At 62.1% G+C, this 13,422-nt stretch carries 13 protein-coding genes; 7 read left to right on the top strand and 6 right to left on the bottom strand.

The window, feature by feature from the left end; all coding sequences use genetic code 11:
* Positions 1-43: 43 nt before the first annotated feature.
* Positions 44-754: a purine-nucleoside phosphorylase gene (locus NKI95_RS25430; protein ID WP_352720129.1), complete on the top strand. Its 711-nt coding sequence runs from the start codon at positions 44-46 to the stop codon at positions 752-754.
* A 49-nt stretch (positions 755-803) separates the two neighbouring features.
* Here the strand turns inward: NKI95_RS25430 and NKI95_RS25435 are convergent, their stop codons facing one another.
* Positions 804-1,199 (bottom strand): hypothetical protein, encoded by a 396-nt coding sequence (locus NKI95_RS25435; protein WP_352466416.1) that lies wholly within the window; start codon positions 1,197-1,199, stop codon positions 804-806.
* Positions 1,200-1,499: 300 nt separating this feature from the next.
* Between NKI95_RS25435 and urtA the strand changes: the two genes are divergently transcribed.
* From urtA to NKI95_RS25465, 6 genes are all read left to right on the top strand, one after another.
* Positions 1,500-2,810, top strand: a complete 1,311-nt coding sequence (gene urtA, locus NKI95_RS25440; protein WP_352720131.1) for an urea ABC transporter substrate-binding protein — start codon at positions 1,500-1,502, stop codon at positions 2,808-2,810.
* Positions 2,811-2,911: 101 nt separating this feature from the next.
* Positions 2,912-4,528 carry an urea ABC transporter permease subunit UrtB gene (gene urtB, locus NKI95_RS25445; RefSeq protein ID WP_352720132.1) on the top strand — a complete coding sequence of 539 codons (1,617 nt, stop codon included), beginning with the start codon at positions 2,912-2,914 and terminating at the stop codon, positions 4,526-4,528.
* A complete protein-coding gene (gene urtC / locus NKI95_RS25450) occupies positions 4,525-5,757 on the top strand; it encodes an urea ABC transporter permease subunit UrtC (protein WP_352466418.1) in 1,233 nt (410 codons plus the stop codon). The genes urtB and urtC overlap by 4 nt, the downstream gene beginning before the upstream one ends.
* A 7-nt stretch (positions 5,758-5,764) precedes the next feature.
* Complete coding sequence (gene urtD, locus NKI95_RS25455) at positions 5,765-6,511, top strand: urea ABC transporter ATP-binding protein UrtD (RefSeq protein ID WP_352466419.1); 747 nt, start codon at positions 5,765-5,767, stop codon at positions 6,509-6,511.
* Between the two features lie 70 nt (positions 6,512-6,581).
* Positions 6,582-7,277, top strand: coding sequence for an urea ABC transporter ATP-binding subunit UrtE (gene urtE / locus NKI95_RS25460; RefSeq protein WP_352720133.1), 696 nt, complete (start codon positions 6,582-6,584; stop codon positions 7,275-7,277).
* A 217-nt stretch (positions 7,278-7,494) separates the two neighbouring features.
* A complete protein-coding gene (locus tag NKI95_RS25465; RefSeq protein ID WP_352466420.1) occupies positions 7,495-7,695 on the top strand; it encodes a hypothetical protein in 201 nt (66 codons plus the stop codon).
* A gap of 46 nt (positions 7,696-7,741) precedes the next feature.
* On the opposite strand, the gene NKI95_RS25470 is transcribed toward NKI95_RS25465, so the two are convergent.
* From NKI95_RS25470 to NKI95_RS25490, 5 genes are all read right to left on the bottom strand, one after another.
* Complete coding sequence (locus NKI95_RS25470; RefSeq protein ID WP_352720135.1) at positions 7,742-8,548, bottom strand: DUF72 domain-containing protein; 807 nt, start codon at positions 8,546-8,548, stop codon at positions 7,742-7,744.
* A gap of 28 nt (positions 8,549-8,576) precedes the next feature.
* Entirely contained in the window at positions 8,577-9,047 is a 471-nt protein-coding gene (locus tag NKI95_RS25475) for a GNAT family N-acetyltransferase (protein ID WP_352720137.1), read from the bottom strand.
* Entirely contained in the window at positions 9,044-9,454 is a 411-nt protein-coding gene (locus NKI95_RS25480; protein WP_352720139.1) for a DUF302 domain-containing protein, read from the bottom strand. The genes NKI95_RS25475 and NKI95_RS25480 overlap by 4 nt, the downstream gene beginning before the upstream one ends.
* Positions 9,454-12,375, bottom strand: coding sequence for an excinuclease ABC subunit UvrA (gene uvrA / locus NKI95_RS25485; RefSeq protein WP_352720140.1), 2,922 nt, complete (start codon positions 12,373-12,375; stop codon positions 9,454-9,456). The genes NKI95_RS25480 and uvrA overlap by 1 nt, the downstream gene beginning before the upstream one ends.
* A gap of 698 nt (positions 12,376-13,073) precedes the next feature.
* The gene (locus NKI95_RS25490; RefSeq protein WP_352466425.1) at positions 13,074-13,367 is read right to left on the bottom strand and encodes a hypothetical protein; all 294 of its coding nucleotides are present in this window, start codon (positions 13,365-13,367) and stop codon (positions 13,074-13,076) included.
* Positions 13,368-13,422 lie beyond the last annotated feature (55 nt).

Here is a 13,422-nt window from a genome sequence, read left to right on the forward strand (position 1 = left end):
ATGATTGCAGGCGAAACGGGCGACGGGTTTTGGAAAGCATGCCGTGACGCCGCACAACGAGGCAAGCAAGGGCGACTACGCAAGCGCGGTGCTGCTGCCGGGCGATCCGCAGCGCGCTGAATGGATGGCGCAGACTTTTCTGGAAGCGCCGCGCTGCGTCAACCGCCGCCGCGGCGCGCTCGGCTTTACCGGGTTGTTTCGCGGCAAGCCTGTCAGCATCCAATCCACCGGCATCGGCGTCGCTTCGTTCCTGGTCTATGTGCATGAGCTGCTGGACTTCTATGGTGCGAAAACGCTGATCCGCACTGGTACCTGCGGTGGCCTGACCACCGAGATCGCGCTGCGCGGCCTGGTGATCGCGCAATCGGTGCGCGGCGAAAATGCGGAGAGCGGCCAGGTTTTTGGGCTCTATCGTGCCGATGCCGGCCCCGATCCGGCATTGTTGGCCCAGGCGTTGGCCCGGGCTGCGGAACTCGGCATCGACCATCGGGCCGGGCTGACCATCTGCAGCGATATTTTCTATCATCCGCTGGGGCGCGAACGCTTTGCCGAAGCACAGGCACAGGGCGCGCTCGCCGTGGATATGGAAACCAGCGCACTTTACCGCATTGCGGCCGATTTCGGCGCCCGGTCGCTGTCGATCCTGACCGTCGTCGACAATGTGGTAACCGGCGAGCAGACCGACTATTCCGAACGCCAGGGCCTTTTCACCGATATGACCCGGCTGGCGCTCGACCTGGCGGCGGAGAGCTAGGCGGCTTTCTACTTCGGAGTACGGAACCTCGCCAGGTTCCGCGCTTTTTTCAACGCTTTGTGCAGGTCGAGGCGGTAAAGGCGCCGTCTGGCTGCTTCATGATGATGTCGAAGGACGGGGTGGTTCCGCTTTCCAGCGTCGCCTGCGTAAGCGAGATCGAGTTGCCGCCACTGGTGTAGCCGCCCAGCGGACCCAGCCAGGTGATCACGCCGTCTGCATCCATCTGGTAATTGTAGCTCTGCGGCGCGATGCCGAAGCTCACCGGACCGCTATAGACGTTTCCCTTGATGGTGATGTCGCCGAGGCTGAGGAACATGCCGAGCAGGTAGACTTCGCAATGATAGGAGCCGTCCGGCAGCTTGCCGTCGCTGAAGCCGGCGCGCGCTACGGTCGTCGTCGCCAGCAGAAGCATGGCGGTGAAAATGCAAGAAGCTCTGAAGGCCATAGAGTCCCCCGTTAAGGGTTCGAACTTGCCTCATTTCGCTCCGGCGCTGCAATCCTCGCCAGCGCTCATATGATGCTGCTCAAAATTAGGGCATTGGCCTATATGTGAGTAAAACTTAGGCTGATATGGGTGATCCTTTCTCGTTTCGAACATGGCAGGCGAGGTTCATCTCCTGCGGCTAATACATTAACCGACTGACAGAGCTGGGAAATCTCAAATCCTCCGACCTTGCTCCCGTGATTGGCACAGCCGTTGCATGGTCTGTTCCGATGCAGTTAACCAGCTTGGGAGTTAAAAAGTATGAGGGGTAGTTTCTCGACATTAGCAAAAATGTTTTCGGCCGGCGTGGTCACCGCCGGCCTGCTGACGAGCGTTCCCGCCAAGGCGGCCGACGACACCATCAAGGTCGGCATCCTCCATTCGCTGTCGGGAACCATGGCGATCTCTGAGACGACGTTGAAGGACGCCATGCTGATGCTCATCGAAGAGCAGAATGCCAAGGGTGGCCTGCTCGGCAAGAAGCTCGAGGCGGTGGTCGTCGATCCGGCTTCGAACTGGCCGCTGTTCGCCGAAAAGGCGCGCGAGCTGATCTCGAAGGACAAGGTCGCGGCGGTGTTCGGCTGCTGGACCTCGGTGTCGCGCAAGTCGGTACTGCCGGTGTTCAGCGAACTCGACAACATCCTGTTCTACCCGGTCCAGTATGAGGGCGAGGAAAGCGAGCGCAACGTGTTCTACACCGGCGCGGCGCCGAACCAGCAGGCCATTCCGGCAGTCGATTATCTGATGAGCGAGGACGGCGGTTCGGTGAAGCGCTGGGTGCTTGAAGGCACCGACTACGTCTACCCGCGCACCACCAACAAGATCCTCGAGGCCTATCTGAAGGCGAAGGGCGTTGCTGCCGAAGACATCATGGTCAACTACACGCCGTTCGGTTTCTCCGACTGGCAGACCGAAGTCTCGGCGATCAAGAAGTTCGGCTCGGCCGGCAAGAAGACCGCCGTCGTCTCGACCGTCAACGGCGACGCCAACGTGCCGTTCTACAAGGAGCTCGGTAACCAGGGCATCAAGGCCGAGGACATCCCGGTCATGGCCTTCTCTGTCGGTGAGGAAGAGCTTGCCGGTCTCGACACCGCGCCGCTGGTCGGCCATCTCGCCGCCTGGAACTATTTCGAAAGCGTCGATACGCCCGAGAACGAGAAGTTCATCGCCGACTGGCACAAGTTCATCAAGAACGACAAGCGCACCACCAACGATCCGATGGAAGCCCACTATATCGGCTTCAACATGTGGGTGAAGGCGGTCGAGAAGGCCGGCACCACCGATCCGGACAAGGTCATCGACGCCATGGTTGGCGTCTCGGTGCCGAACCTGACCGGCGGTTATTCGACCATGATGCCGAACCATCATATCACCAAGCCGGTGCTGATCGGCGAGATCCAGGCCGACGGCCAGTTCGAGACCGTGTCGCAGACGCCGGGCCTGGTGATGGGCGACGAGTGGTCCGACTACCTGCCTGACTCCAAGGACCTGATCTCCGATTGGCGCGCGCCTCTGTCCTGCGGCAACTTCAACGTTGCCACCGGCAAATGCGGCGGCAAGGGAACCAACTGATCCTCCCGGTCTGTCCTCCCAGACCCGCAAGCCCTCCGGGCAGGCTCCTCCTCCAGCCTGCCCGGAGGCGACATTCAACCTTCAACAGCCACCAGAAACCAATGATCCTGATCCGCGCGATTGGCCTGATGCTGCTGCTCCTCCTGGGGACGCTGCTGCCGTCGAACGCCAGCGAAGCAGATCTGCGCGCCGTCATCGCCAAATTCGCCACCGCCGCCAATTTTCCGGCGATAGAAGCCGTCGTGCGCGAGCTTGCGGCATCCGGCGATCCAGCCGTCGAACGGCCGCTTGCCGCGCTTGCGGAGGGCAGCCTTTACGTCCGCAAGGCCGATTCACTGGTCTTTGTCGGCAAGGAGAGCGGCGGCGGCATCGAGCTGCTCGATGCGCTCACCGGCGAAAGATCGGGCGAAGTTGCCAAGGCCGACATCACCAAGATCAAGGTCAACAATACGCTGCGCCGCGTCATTCGCGATGCATTGGGCACGCTGACACTTGGCTCCAAGGACCCGGCCGTGCGCATTGCCGCCGCCGACACCATGTTCAAGACGCCGGACGCGGCGAACATCGAGCCGCTCGACACTGCGATCGCCAATGAGGGCGTGGCAAGCGTCAAGGCGCTGCTCGAACAGGCACGCGCCGCGTCGGTTCTCGTTTCAGACAGGCCGGAGGCCGACAAATTGGCGGCGATCGCGCTGATCGGTGCGCGCGGCGACCGCGATGCGGTGTCGCTGCTCACGTCGGTGGAGGCCAATTCCGAAGGTGCGGTGAAGGACGCGGCGACGGCGGCGATATCCAACATCAATTCGACGCTGGCGCTTTGGGATGCCGGCCAGAATATCTGGTACGGCATATCGCTCGGATCGGTGCTGCTGCTGGCGGCGATTGGCCTGGCCATCACCTTCGGCGTCATGGGCGTCATCAACATGGCGCATGGCGAGATGGTCATGCTCGGCGCCTACACGACCTTCGTCGTGCAGGAGGTGATCCGCAATTCCTTTCCCGGCCTGTTCGATTGGTCGCTGGTTATCGCCTTGCCGCTGGCCTTCCTGGTGGCGGCGCTCGTCGGCCTTGTCATCGAGCGCGGGCTGATCCGCTTCCTCTACGGCCGGCCGCTGGAGACGCTGCTGGCGACATGGGGGGTCTCGCTGATCCTGCAGCAGGCCGTACGCACCATCTTCGGGCCGACCAACCAGGAGGTCGGCAACCCGTCATGGATGTCCGGCTCGTTCAATATCGGCCAGCTTGCCGTGACCTGGAACCGGCTCTGGATCCTGGTATTCGCGCTCGGGGTGTTCGCGGTGCTGCTCTACGTGATGAAACGTACGCCTTGGGGGCTGCAGATGCGTGCCGTCACCGCCAATCGCCGCATGGCCGCCTCGATGGGCATCAGGACGCCATGGGTCGACGCCCTGACGTTTGCACTCGGCTCCGGCATTGCCGGCATAGCCGGTGTCGCGCTCAGCCAGATCGACAACGTCTCGCCCAATCTCGGTCGTGGCTACATCATCGACAGCTTCATGGTCGTCGTCTTCGGCGGTGTCGGCAATCTCTGGGGCACGCTGGTCGGCGCTTTCTCGCTCGGCATAGTCAACAAGTTCCTCGAACCTTACGCTGGAGCGGTGCTCGGCAAGATCGTCGTCCTGGTGCTGATCATCCTGTTCATCCAGAAACGCCCGCGCGGGCTGTTCGCGCTCAAGGGCAGGTCGGTGGAAGCATGATCACGGGACGCTTCTTTGCTGCCGGCGCCGACCGCCGCGTCGCCATCACCATCTTCATCCTGCTGGCGGTTGCCATCGTCGTGCCGCTGCTCAATCTTGCGGTCTCGCCGACAAGTGCGTTTTACGTGCCGTCCTATATCGTCGCGCTCACCGGCAAATACCTGTGCTACGCACTGCTCGCCTTGGCGCTCGATCTCGTCTGGGGCTATTGCGGCATCCTCTCGCTCGGCCATGGCGCTTTCTTCGCGCTCGGCGGCTATGCGATGGGCATGTATCTGATGCGCCAGATCGGCTCGCGCGGCGTCTACGGCAATCCGCTGCTGCCGGATTTCATGGTATTCCTTAACTACAAGGCATTGCCGTGGTTCTGGTATGGTTTCGACCATTTCTGGTTCGCGGCGGTCATGGTGCTTGCGGTACCCGGCCTGCTCGCCTTCGTCTTCGGCTGGTTCGCCTTCCGCAGCCGCGTCACCGGTGTCTATCTGTCGATCATCACCCAGGCGATGACCTATGCGCTGCTGCTTGCGTTTTTCCGCAACGACATGGGTTTCGGCGGCAATAACGGCCTGACTGATTTCAAGGACATTTTAGGCTTCAACGTGCAGGCCGACATGACACGCTCGGCGCTGTTCGCGGCCAGCGCCGTCATGCTGGCGTTTGCCGTCTTCGTCACCTGGGCAATCGTCGGTTCCAAATACGGCAAGCTTTTGATGGCAGTGCGCGATGCCGAGAGCCGCACACGCTTCCTCGGCTGGCGGGCGGAGAACGTCAAACTGTTCGCCTTCACCGTGTCGGCGGTGATGGCCGGCATCGCCGGTGCGCTTTACGTGCCGCAGGTCGGTATCATCAACCCCGGCGAATTCGAGCCGTCCAATTCGATCGAGGTGGTGGTGTGGGCGGCCGTCGGCGGGCGCGGCACCATCGTCGGGCCGATCATCGGCGCGCTTCTGGTCAATGCCGGTAAATCTTGGTTCACCGGCGTGCTGCCGGAATTCTGGCTGTTTGCGCTGGGCGGACTGTTTGTCGCCGTCACGCTGTTCCTGCCCAAGGGCATCATCGGCATGTGGGATTCCTGGCGCGGCAACGCAAAGGCGATGCGGGCAGCCTCGGCCGCCGAGGAAGCCGGCATCGATCCCGACGCGCCGGTGCCGCCGAAAATCGATCGCTCGGCGGCGAGAAGGCCGGGCGACTGGTCGGCCTCCGGCGCCGAACCGCAGCCAGCGGAGTGATGGCCTGATGTCGAAGAGCAACACCATCCTCTATCTCGACGGCGTGTCGGTTTCCTTCGATGGTTTTCGCGCCATCAACAACCTGTCGCTGGTGCTCGATAAGGGTGAGATGCGGGCGATCATCGGCCCCAACGGCGCCGGCAAGACGACGATGATGGACATCGTCACCGGCAAGACGCGGCCCGACGCGGGCGAGGTCTTCTTTGACGGCGAGGTCGACCTGACCAAACACGACGAGGCCGAAATCGCCATGATGGGCATCGGCCGTAAATTCCAGAAGCCGACCGTCTTCGAAAGCCACACGATCGAGGACAATCTGATGCTGGCGCTGAAAGGCCCGCGCTCGATCTTCCCGGCACTGTTCCATCGTCGCTCGGCCGCGGACGTGCGGCAGATCGACGACATTCTCGGCATCATCCGGCTCGGCGACAAGCGTGACGAGCTCGCCGCCAATTTGAGCCATGGCCAAAAGCAATGGCTCGAGATCGGCATGCTTCTGGCGCAGGATCCGAAGCTTCTGCTGGTCGACGAACCGGTCGCCGGCATGACCGACGCCGAGACCGAAGAGACCGCGCGGCTGCTTAGGGATATCGCGCGCGACCATTCGGTCATCGTCGTCGAGCACGACATGCATTTCGTGCGCGAGCTCGGCGTCAAGGTCACCTGCCTGCACGAAGGCTCGGTCCTTTCCGAAGGTTCGCTCGATTTCGTTTCGGCCGACGAGCGCGTCGTCGAAGTCTACCTGGGGAGATGAACATGGTCTGGCGCGTTCCGTTCCATCATTTCGACCTTTCGTTCTTCAGGCGTTGGAGAAAGCACTGACCATGCTCGAAGTCTCCAATGCCACGTTGCATTACGGCGCTGCCCAGGCGCTGCGCGGTGTCTCGCTGACAGCCGGCGCCGGCAAGATCACCTGCGTGCTCGGCCGCAACGGCGTCGGCAAGACCAGTTTGATGAGATCGATCGTCGGCCATCATCGGCTGACGAGCGGAAGTGTTGCCTTCGAGGGGAAGGCGCTCGACCGGAGCGCGGCGTATGATCGCGCCCGGTCGGGCATCGCATTCGTGCCGCAGGGCAGGGAGATATTTCCGCTGCTTACGGTGCGGGAAAACCTCGAATCGGGTTTTGCGCCGCTGAAGCGCTCCGATCGCAACATTCCCGGTCACGTCTTCGAGTTGTTTCCGGTGCTGAAGCAGATGCTCGCGCGCCGCGGCGGCGATCTGTCCGGCGGCCAGCAACAGCAGCTTGCCATCGGCAGGGCGCTGGTGATGCGGCCGAAACTGCTGGTGCTCGACGAACCGACGGAAGGCATCCAGCCGTCGATCATCAAGGATATCGGCCGCGCCATCCGCTATCTGCGCGACCAGGCAGGCATTGCCGTGCTTTTGGTCGAACAATATCTCGATTTCTGCCGGGAATTGGCCGACGAGGTCAATATCATGGACCGCGGCCAGATCGTCCATACCGGCCCCGCCGAGGATCTCGACCGGGCGGACGTGCGGAAGTTCCTGACCGTCTGAATTCTTATTGATTCTATTACTTTGCAACTCTGGCGCGCCGAAGATTGCGTGTTAGATTTTGCTTGGCCTTGGTGAGTCGGCCGCTTTCCGTACCAGTTTCAAATTGGCAGATCAGGGGAAGGCGCGGGCCGCGTCGGCATGCTTGCGCGCAAGCCGCTCCCTTCCAGCGATCTGTTGTCGTCCAACATTTCGGGTGCTTGGGAGCTAGAGCCAGTCGATGGAGCGCTATGTCGAGGACTACCAGAAACGACGACTCACGGAGCGCGTCGACATCCTAACAGCCATCAACATTCTGAAATCGCAGGGGTATGACCACGACGAACTCATCGCGGAGATCACAAAGGTCTTCTATGTCGATCTCGATGCTTTCAACGAGATCGTCAGGGTTGATCGGCGTTCGGACGAGCGCGCCGCATAGCCGGTAGTTGAGGACCCGGCCAGGCAGACCACCGACAGCGGGGGCGTCAGCCTGCGACCCGCTTCATCAGCGCGATGGCGCCGAATGGAGCGCGGACCTTGCCCTCGGTGATGAAGTAGACGAACACGTCACGTGGCTTGACCGGCGCCTCGGTTGAAGGATCGGCCCGCGGCAGGTCGGCCGGCACCTTGCCTTCCGCCCAGGTTTTTGCGCGCGCCGCCCATTCGTCGAGCGCCTTTGGCGTGTAGCAATCGGGATTGTGGTCGCTGCCGGTCTGCAGCCGCGCATAGATGAAATCGCCGGTGACGTCGGCAATCCCCGGATATTTGGCGTGGTCGGCATAGACGATGGCGGCCTTGTGCTTTCGCGCCAAGGCGGCGAACTCCGGCGCGACGAAGCTGTCGTTGCGCACCTCGACCGCGTGGCGCAGCGCAACGCCGTCCTGCTTTTCCGGCAACAGCTTGAGGAAGGCCTCGAAGTCGTCCGGGTCGAATTTCTTGGTCGGCGCGAACTGCCACAGGATCGGCCCAAGCTTGTCGCCAAGTGCCGCGACGCCCGACCCGAGGAAGCGCATGATCGATTCGCCGGCCTCGCCGAGCACGCGGCGGTTGGTGACGAAGCGGTTGCCCTTCAGCGAATAGACGAAACCATCCGGCGCCTCGTTCGCCCATTTGACGAAGGTCGGTTCCTTGAAGCTCGAATAATAGGTGCCGTTGACCTCGATAGTCGGCACCTGCCGGCTGGCATGATTCAGCTGCTTGGCCTTCGACAACTTGTCCGGGTAGAAGGACGTGTCCCACGGCTCGAAGGTCCAGCCGCCCATGCCGGCGCGGATTGTTCCTGATTGAGTCATGGTAGTCCTCCCGGTTTGCAGAAAAGGATCACGCGATGGCGGTCGTCTCGACGGCTTTCGCCATGTCGACGACCGTCCATCCTGGCCGATATGGATTGGGCCGGCGACCCGTTTCGCGAAAGCCGTAGGCCTTATACAACGAAACGTTCCGTTCCATTCTGGAATTGGTGTAGAGTCGGATTTCAGGCAAGCTCCACAGGCGCGTCTGTTGCTCGGCCCAGTCGAGCAGCCCGATGCCGAAACCCTTGCCCTGAAAGGCGGGCGCAACGGCGACGCTGAAGATCATTGTATGGTCCGCATGTCGTTCGAGAACGATCAGGCCAGCCGTCTGTCCATCTTGCTCCGAAAGCCAGACTTCGCCGCGGTGGATGCGCGGCGCATAGTCCTCGGTGACGGGGATCGGCGGCGCTCCGAACAGGGCAGTGTAGGGCGCGTATGCGTCGGTGGTGAGCGAGATCACCGTGGGGAGATCACCGGGACGAGCGGCTCTCATGATCAAAACTGGCCCGCGCCGGCAGCGGCCGCAATCACCTTGTCCATGCCGGCCGCGATCGCAGCGACGGCATTGCGACTGGCGTCGCCCAAGTCGTGGCGATCAGCCATCCAGTGCGCGTCATTGTAGGAGAGCCAGACCTTGCCTTGTTCGTCCTCCCAGGCCAGTGCCTTGACCGGCAGATCGATGCCGGCAAGCTGCCGGTCCTGCATCAGTGGCGTACCACCTTTCGGATTGCCGAAAATCAGGAGTTCGGTTGGACGCAGTGATGCTTCGACACTGCGCGCACCGGCGGCGTGATCGATGCGGGCGAAGACCAGCAATCCTGCACGTTCCACAGTCTCGACCAGGCGATCGATCGTTTCGGTCACGCCGAAGCGGCTTTGGACCGTGATGAGACCGTTCTTTGCCATCACTCCGCCGCTTCGCGCTTGCCTCCGGGGCGCCGCTCGAGCAATTCCCTCAGGAACTGCCCGGTATAGCTGCGTTTTTCGCGAACGATGTCCTCAGGCGTGCCAGACGCCACTAACTCGCCGCCGCCGTCACCACCTTCGGGGCCAAGATCGAGCACCCAGTCAGCGGTCTTGATCACCTCTAGATTGTGCTCGATGACGACGACCGTGTTGCCCTGGTCGACCAGCTCGTGCAGCACTTCAAGCAGCTTGGCGACGTCGTGGAAATGCAGGCCGGTGGTCGGCTCATCGAGAATGTAGAGCGTCTTGCCGGTCGCCTTGCGCGACAGTTCCTTGGCAAGCTTGATGCGCTGCGCCTCGCCGCCCGACAAAGTCGTCGCCTGCTGGCCAACATGGATGTAGCCGAGGCCGACCCGTTTCAGCGTCTCCAGCTTGTCGCGCACGCCGGGCACGGCGGCGAAGAAATCGACGCCTTCTTCGACCGTCATGTCGAGCACGTCGGCGATGGACTTGCCCTTGAACAGCACGTCCAGCGTCTCGCGGTTATAGCGCTTGCCGTGGCAGACATCGCAGGTGACATAGACGTCGGGCAGGAAATGCATCTCGATCTTGATGACGCCGTCGCCCTGGCAGGCCTCGCAGCGGCCGCCCTTGACGTTGAACGAGAAGCGGCCCGGCTGGTAGCCGCGCGCCTTGGCCTCCGGCAAGCCAGCGAACCAGTCCCGGATCGGCGTGAAGGCGCCGGTATAGGTGGCGGGGTTGGAGCGCGGGGTGCGCCCGATCGGCGACTGGTCGATGTCGATGACCTTGTCGAGGAATTCCAACCCCTCGATCCGGTCGTGATCGGCCGGATGTTCACGCGAGCCCATGATGCGGCGCGACGCCGCCTTGAACAGGGTCTCAATCAGGAAGGTCGACTTGCCGCCGCCGGACACGCCGGTGACGGCGGTAAACGTGCCGAGCGGGATTTCGGCGGTGACGTTCTTTAGATTGTTGCCGCGCGCGCCGACGACCTTCAGCCGGCGGTTCTTCTTGGCATCGCGCCGAACGGCTGGCGTCGCCACTTCGAGCTCGCCCGACAGATATTTACCGGTGATCGAAGCGGGCGTCGCCATGATCTGCTGCGGCGTGCCCTGGGCGATGATGTGGCCGCCATGAATGCCGGCGGCCGGGCCGATATCGACAACGTAATCGGCATGCAGGATGGCGTCCTCGTCGTGCTCGACGACGATGACCGTGTTGCCGATGTCGCGCAGATGCTTCAGCGTGTCGAGCAGGCGGGCGTTGTCGCGCTGGTGCAGACCGATCGACGGCTCGTCCAGCACGTAAAGCACGCCGGTCAGGCCGGAGCCGATCTGCGAGGCGAGCCTGATGCGCTGGCTCTCGCCGCCCGACAGCGTGCCGGAGTTGCGCGACAGCGTCAGGTAGTCGAGCCCGACATCGTTGAGGAAGCGCAGCCGCTCGCGGATTTCCTTGAGCACGCGCACCGCGATCTCGTTCTGCTTGTCATTGAGCGAAGCAGGCAGGTCGGTGAACCACTGGTCGGCCTTGCGAATCGACAGCTCGGTGACCTCGCCAATGTGCTTGCCGGCGATCTTGACCGCGAGCGCCTCGGGCTTCAGCCGATAGCCGCGGCAGGCCGGGCAGGGCGTGGCCGACATGAAGCGCTCGATCTCCTCGCGCATCCAAGCGGATTCGGTTTCCTTCCAGCGGCGCTCGAGATTGGGGATGACGCCCTCGAAGGTTTTCGTCGTCTTGTAGGAGCGCAGGCCGTCATCGTAGTGGAAGGTGATTTCGCGCTCGCCGGTGCCGTGCAGGACGGCTTGCCTTGCCTCCTCGCTCAAATCCTTGAACTTGTCGCCGAGCTTGAAGCCATAGGCAACGCCCAGCGCTTCCAGCGTTTGCGCATAATAGGGCGAGGTCGACTTCGCCCACGGGCTGACGGCGCCAGCGCGCAGCGAAACATTCTCGTCGGGCACGACCAGGCTGGCATCGATGGCGCGCTGGCTGCCGAGCCCGTCGCAGGTTGGGCAGGCGCCGAACGGATTGTTGAAGGAGAACAGCCTAGGCTCGATCTCGGGAATGGTGAAACCGGACACCGGGCAGGCGAACTTTTCCGAGAACAGCATGCGTTCATGCGTCTCGTTCTTCGACTTGTTGACCGAATCCTCGCCGGTCTGGCTGGCGTCGAGCGGCTTGTCGGCAAATTCCGCTACCGCCAGTCCGTCGGCCAGCTTCAGCGCGGTCTCGATGGAATCGGCGAGCCGCGTCGCCAGATCGCCGCGCACGACGATGCGGTCGACGACAACGTCGATGTCATGCTTGTACTTCTTGTCCAGCGCCGGCACGTCGGCGATCTCGTAGAAGACGCCATCGACCTTGACGCGCTGAAAACCTTTCTTCTGCAGCTCCAGCAGTTCCTTGCGGTACTCGCCTTTGCGGCCGCGCACCATCGGCGCCAGGATGAACAGCCGGGTGCCTTCCTCGACTGCAAGCACCCGGTCGACCATCTGCGAAACCGTCTGGCTCTCGATCGGCAGGCCAGTGGCCGGTGAATAGGGTACACCGACGCGGGCGAACAAAAGCCGCATATAATCGTAGATCTCGGTGACGGTGCCGACCGTCGAGCGTGGGTTCTTCGAGGTGGTCTTCTGCTCGATGGAGATGGCTGGCGACAGGCCGTCGATCTGGTCGACGTCCGGCTTCTGCATCATTTCGAGGAATTGCCGCGCATAGGCCGAAAGGCTCTCGACATAGCGGCGCTGGCCCTCGGCGTAGATGGTGTCGAAGGCAAGCGACGACTTGCCCGACCCCGACAGGCCGGTCATGACGATCAGGCTGTCACGCGGCAGGTCGAGATCGACATTCTTCAGATTGTGTTCGCGTGCCCCGCGAATGGAGAGATATTTATGGTCGGCCATCGCCGGTCGCCGCCTCAGAATCTGGAATTCGTGGGATGGGCGGGTTTTCCCGACCATCCCCTATGTAGGTAATTTCGCCGCCTTTTCGAGAGACGCCACAACTCTCGACCAAAGCGTTTAACCGCCTTTCGCGCGAACGGGCAAGCGGAAAGAACAAAGGCCGAACACGCTCCTGACAAAAGCTGCCCGTACAGCCGGCTTCACAAAGCGTCTCGCGATCACATTTTTCGGTAATCGGCTATTCAAGGTTGACGTCCATGCGTCACGGGGGCAGACTCCAAACGTCAACGAAGCTGGCCGTCTTTCGATGGCCTCGCGGCCTGGGGCTAGCCTGCGAGACGCCGCGGGTTATGCGATGAGCGCTTCGACGACGACAGTCGCAACGAACAGAAGGAGAGCAGAGGCATGACTCCACCGGATAGTTCCTTGAGGCTCCACGTGTCGCTGGAGCCGCGGCAGGTATAAGTAGCCAGGTCAGGCGTTTAGCGCTACCTGCCAACGTTGATCTGCCGATCCCCACAACAATCAGAGACTGCTAGTCGGATCGTCGGCTGAACGCCGCGAAGCATCCGAAATAAAAAGCCGGCAGTACACTCCCGGCAATTTGGATTTTAGATCCAAGAAGCCCCGTCAGTTGCAAAAGCAATGGCGGGGCTGTTCGTTTGAAGCGCAATATTTGTGGTTCACACCAGGCGAACTTAGCGGCTGGAGGGCCTGATCCCGCCGGTAGCGACATCGATGGTGATGCTGCCGGAAATCCGAACATCGGTATCGCCGATCTTGAACGTGCCGTTGCCGCTGCTTGGAACCGCGTCGTCGGGCTCGGGCTGCGGAGTTGGCTCGGCGATGCGATAGTCACTCGTCACACCGGGCAGGGCGCCCTTTTGCGAAGACGTCGAATTATCTTGGGCAAGTGCCATGCCCACCAGCATGTTCGTGCCCACAATGGCGGCAATGGCAAGGCATAGGCTGGATGAACGAATGGCGGTCATCACCTGACTATAGTGCGGCGATAGCGCCGAAGCCAGACCGGCGGCGCTGAGAGTT

It is taken from the genome of Mesorhizobium sp. M0306 (assembly GCF_040321655.1).
In the GTDB taxonomy this organism is placed as follows: Bacteria; Pseudomonadota; Alphaproteobacteria; order Rhizobiales; family Rhizobiaceae; genus Mesorhizobium.

Bases quoted from the DNA above. Each gene is read 5' to 3' on its own strand.
- urtC (WP_352466418.1), top strand. From the start codon at position 4,525: ATGATCACGGGACGCTTCTTTGCTGCCGGCGCCGACCGCCGCGTCGCC.
- NKI95_RS25465 (WP_352466420.1), top strand. From the start codon at position 7,495: ATGGAGCGCTATGTCGAGGACTACCAGAAACGACGACTCACGGAGCGC.
- urtD (WP_352466419.1), top strand. From the start codon at position 5,765: ATGTCGAAGAGCAACACCATCCTCTATCTCGACGGCGTGTCGGTTTCC.
- NKI95_RS25490 (WP_352466425.1), bottom strand. From the start codon at position 13,367: ATGACCGCCATTCGTTCATCCAGCCTATGCCTTGCCATTGCCGCCATT.
- urtA (WP_352720131.1), top strand. From the start codon at position 1,500: ATGAGGGGTAGTTTCTCGACATTAGCAAAAATGTTTTCGGCCGGCGTG.
- uvrA (WP_352720140.1), bottom strand. From the start codon at position 12,375: ATGGCCGACCATAAATATCTCTCCATTCGCGGGGCACGCGAACACAAT.
- NKI95_RS25435 (WP_352466416.1), bottom strand. From the start codon at position 1,199: ATGGCCTTCAGAGCTTCTTGCATTTTCACCGCCATGCTTCTGCTGGCG.
- urtB (WP_352720132.1), top strand. From the start codon at position 2,912: ATGATCCTGATCCGCGCGATTGGCCTGATGCTGCTGCTCCTCCTGGGG.
- NKI95_RS25470 (WP_352720135.1), bottom strand. From the start codon at position 8,548: ATGACTCAATCAGGAACAATCCGCGCCGGCATGGGCGGCTGGACCTTC.
- NKI95_RS25480 (WP_352720139.1), bottom strand. From the start codon at position 9,454: ATGGCAAAGAACGGTCTCATCACGGTCCAAAGCCGCTTCGGCGTGACC.
- urtE (WP_352720133.1), top strand. From the start codon at position 6,582: ATGCTCGAAGTCTCCAATGCCACGTTGCATTACGGCGCTGCCCAGGCG.